This window comes from Oleiphilus sp. HI0080 (genome assembly GCF_001635135.1).
This window is the reverse complement of sequence record NZ_LWFU01000820.1, coordinates 1-3,447: the sequence shown is the minus strand read 5'-3', so window position 1 is coordinate 3,447 and position 3,447 is coordinate 1. Positions and strand designations below refer to the sequence as shown.

Sequence of the window (3,447 nt, the reverse complement as noted above, 5' to 3'; positions counted from 1 at the left end):
GTGCTGCCGCGGGCAACTTGTTTACCGCAGAACTCAAATTCTGGCGGCATGATATCGGTGAAATTGATGGTTCCATAGGCCGAAGCATAAGCACTATGCAGTAGGGCGGAACTTGCAACAAGAAAGACGATGATGAGTCGCATACAAACATTCTCTTATTTTTGGATGTCGCTTGATACTTAAGGTGTTTTAAAGGGCTCACTCACTGAGCCCGACCATTCTAACCAGAACAGCGAATTGTTCGCCATGCGCTCTGTCTGATTTTGTGCCTATCGATTTTTATACTGGGTTGGACAATAAGCTCTGGCGACATCTGGCGAGCGAAATGCCGTAAATTTGGTTTTTCTTCCGGATACCCGCTTGCGCCATAATTTAAATGAGTTCGGCTTTAAATTGCGGCGCATCAACCGGATGACGCTGGACTCATCGATATCGAATTGCTGCTTTATCGCCTCAAAAGGTGTTCTGTCTTCCCAAGCCATTTCAATGATTCTCGAGACCTCGTCCGTATTAAATTGCATTGTTTATCCGCCTGTACTGTCGCAATACCCTGATATGCTTTATGTACGAACAACCCTGCTTGAAGGTTCTTTCTGCTTTTTCGCGATCGATGATCCAAATTAGTCTTTACAGTGTAAATATATCGGGCGTATGCTCACAGTAACTAAGTATTGATTTGGACCGCTCATGACTCACAAGCAAAACACTTCCTCTCCCTCACCCAGTGCATTACGGATCGGCACGCGTTATAGGCCACGACGTGTTCAAGGCGACTTTGATGCGATTGTTATTGGTTCTGGTATCGGTGGCCTAACCACGGCGGCCATCATGTCAAAAGCGGGTAAACGCGTTCTGGTCTTAGAGCAACATTACACAGCGGGCGGCTATACCCATAGTTATGCTCGTAACGGTTATGAGTGGGATGTAGGCGTGCACTACATTGGTGAGATGGGGAGCCGATTATCCACTATGCGCCAAGTGTTTGATTACATCACGGACGGAGAGCTAAAGTGGGCCGCGATGGACGAAGCCTATGATCGCTTCTCCTTTGGCGACGAGACCTTTACCTTGAGGGCGGGCCGTAAGAACTTCTTGAACGACTTAAGTCAGGCCTTTCCGAATGAGAAGAAAGCCATAAAGCGTTATCTCTCTATGCTGGATAGCGTCAGTCGACTTATGCCCTTGTACTCAGCCGACAAGCTTTTGCCTGAGGGGCTTGCGGAGAAAAGCAGGGGCCTTAAGAACATGCTTTTGCCCGATTACTTTAAAAAAACAACCTACGATGTACTGCGAGGTCTGACCAGCGACGCACGTTTGATATCTGTGCTCACCGGGCAAATGGGGGATTGTGGTCTACCGCCAAAAGAGTCGAGTTTTATCATTCATGCACTGATCGCTCGGCACTATTTAAATGGTGGCTATTACCCGATTGGAGGGGCATCCAAAATTGCTGAGACAATCCTGCCGGTCATTCAGCGCAGCGGAGGTGAGGTCTTCACCTACGCCAACGTTACTCGGATCGTCATTGAAAGCACGAAGGTCGTGGGCGTTCAAATGGCCGATGGCACTGTGATTAAAGCGCCGCAGGTGATCAGCAACGCGGGTGTTCGAAATACATTTGGCAAATTAGTTGAGCCAGAGCTGGCGAGGGAGTTTGGCTACGCTAGCGATCTGCAAACGGTCACGCCTTCTTTGGCCCACTTAGGTATTTATATTGGGCTTAAAGGCACGCCCAAAGAGCTAAAGCTCCCTAAGACGAATTATTGGCTCTATCCAAGTCATGATGCGCAAGCAAACTTTGCGGCATTTGATGCCGACAAAAACGCGCCGTTCCCGCTTACGTATATATCGTTTCCTTCGGCCAAAGACCCGTCTTGGTCGGAGCGTTACCCTAATAAATCCACGATCGAAATTGTCGCGCCTTGTCCCTACAAGTACTTTGAAGCATGGAAGGATATGCCATGGGGTCAGAGAGGTGACGAGTATGACGCGCTTAAAGCCGAATTTGGTGCGCGCTTGATGGAGCAGCTATATAACGAGATGCCTAACTTGCGCGGTAAAGTCGATTACTTTGAGGTGTCTACACCGTTGTCGACCGACTACTTCTGTGCTTATTCTCGTGGAGAGTTATATGGCTTAGAACACGGCCCAGAGCGCTTTCAGCAAACATGGTTGCGTCCAAAGACCCGCATTGCAGGGTTGTATCTAACCGGGCAAGACGTTCTGTCGTGTGGTGTTGGTGGCGCGATGATGGGCGGCGTCCTCTCTGCCGCCAGCGTGCTTGGGCTCCAATCGCTCAACTTGCTTCCGTTTATGGCGCGCTTTAAAACCGACAGAAATACCGCTCAGGAGGGTGGTGCGGTAAACGCATGACGCGACGCGGTCGATCCACAGTTTCGAGCTTAACGGATAAGATCAAGAACGGGCTTGAACTCCGGTGCCCGACAGTCCTTGATCAGTTCGTACAAGCACATCTCTAGGCCTGTCAGCTCAATGCCATGTCGTGTGAGCTTGTCTAGGCCCAATTGTTTATTGCTTGTTAATCGGGACGATACGCAATCGCGCACAACTTCCACCTTGTAGCCAAGTTTTGCCAGCCCTCTGGCTGTTTGATAAACACAAATATGCGCCTCAATACCGCATATTAACCATGTGTCTACGTCATACGATTTGACGGCCTCGACAAAGGCCGGTTCTTCGCAGGCACTAAAAGAAAATTTGGCGATACGCGGCACTGTGTCTAATAGCGTGTTGAGTTCATCAACAGTCGGTCCAAGTTTTTCGGGGTTCTGTTCAAGTTGAATGATTGAAAGCCCGAGCACTTGAGCGCCCTTGATCAGCTTAGAGCAATTTGAAATGAGCGCCTCGCTTTCATGAACGATGCGCGCGAGCTTACCTTGAATATCAACGACAATAAGACCTGTGGTTTGCCTTGTAAGCATTTAGTTTACGCTCTCGTTCAGTATGCGCCTTGTGAATAGGTGAGCTCGTAGCTATGCGAATATACTTCGAAAATTAGACCAAATGGATCTTCTACATAACACATCTTATAAGGCTTCTCGCCAGGATAGTATTCTCGAATCGGCATGCGTTGTTTGCCACCATGCTCGACTATCTTGGCAACTAAGCCTTCAATGTCTGGATCTTGCACGCAGAAATGAAAGGTGCTGGTTTTCCAGTACTCGAAGTCTTTGGGTGTTTCATTGTTCTTAAATTCGAACATCTCAACGCCGATCTTATCGCCCGTCGACATATGCGCAATTTTAAATGAACCCCAGCCAGTGCCGAATACATCAATACACATTTGTCCGATCGCGGTTTCCGATTCCTCGGTGATGACGGTCGGCTCCATAATGTGATACCAACCCATTACATCGCTATAAAATTTGGCCGCCTTCTCGACGTCAGGAACGGATATGCCGATATGTGAAAACGTTCTTGGATAGG

At 48.6% G+C, this 3,447-nt stretch carries 4 protein-coding genes; 1 reads left to right on the top strand and 3 read right to left on the bottom strand.

Annotated elements, in window-relative coordinates:
• Positions 1-269 precede the first annotated feature (269 nt).
• Positions 270-521: a TIGR03643 family protein gene (locus A3751_RS16775; protein WP_068458097.1), complete on the bottom strand. Its 252-nt coding sequence runs from the start codon at positions 519-521 to the stop codon at positions 270-272.
• Between the two features lie 166 nt (positions 522-687).
• Between A3751_RS16775 and A3751_RS16770 the strand changes: the two genes are divergently transcribed.
• Positions 688-2,373 (top strand): NAD(P)/FAD-dependent oxidoreductase, encoded by a 1,686-nt coding sequence (locus tag A3751_RS16770; protein ID WP_068458095.1) that lies wholly within the window; start codon positions 688-690, stop codon positions 2,371-2,373.
• A 29-nt stretch (positions 2,374-2,402) separates the two neighbouring features.
• On the opposite strand, the gene A3751_RS16765 is transcribed toward A3751_RS16770, so the two are convergent.
• Positions 2,403-2,942, bottom strand: coding sequence for an isochorismatase family protein (locus A3751_RS16765; protein ID WP_068458093.1), 540 nt, complete (start codon positions 2,940-2,942; stop codon positions 2,403-2,405).
• Between the two features lie 17 nt (positions 2,943-2,959).
• Positions 2,960-3,447: lactoylglutathione lyase family protein (locus tag A3751_RS16760; protein WP_068458089.1), on the bottom strand; the 488-nt coding region annotated here is incomplete at its 5' end.